Genomic DNA, 519 nt, shown 5'->3' on the forward strand with positions numbered 1-519 from the left:
GACTACCTGCACAAAGCCACGACCACGATCAGCCAAAACCACGCGATGGTGTGCATCGAGGACTTGCAGGTACGAAATATGTCGAAGACGGCGGCTGGCAGCCCCGATGCGCCGGGCAAAAACGTTCGGGCCAAGTCCGGCCTGAACAAAGCCATCCTCGATCAGGGCTGGTTCGAATTTCGTCGTCAGCTGGACTACAAGCTGGCGTGGCATGGCGGCTGGCTCATTGCCGTGCCGCCGGCGAATACGAGTCGCACGTGTCCGGCCTGCGAATACGCGAGCGCGGAAAACCGGCAGACGCAGGCCGCATTCCGCTGCGTCGCGTGCGGTCATGAGGAGCATGCCGATGTGGTCGGTGCGATCAACATACTGGCGCGGGGACACCGCGTTGCAGCCTGTGGAGAGCCGGTGCAGTCAGGCCGCTCCGTGAAGCAGGAACCCGCCGAGGCGCTCTGAGATAAGCATCATCGTCTCAGACGCGGCAGGAATCCGCCGCCTTCAGGCGGCGGAGGATGTCAA

Annotated in this window: 1 protein-coding gene; it reads left to right on the top strand. The window is 63.0% G+C overall.

All coding sequences use genetic code 11. From position 1 onward, the window contains the following. A partial coding sequence (locus BME24068_RS34840; RefSeq protein ID WP_174928808.1) for an RNA-guided endonuclease InsQ/TnpB family protein occupies positions 1-456 on the top strand: 456 nt, incomplete at its 5' end. Positions 457-519: the final 63 nt, after the last annotated feature.

Origin of the sequence: Burkholderia anthina, from assembly GCF_902498995.1 — a bacterium.
Lineage (GTDB): Bacteria > Pseudomonadota > Gammaproteobacteria > Burkholderiales > Burkholderiaceae > Burkholderia > Burkholderia anthina.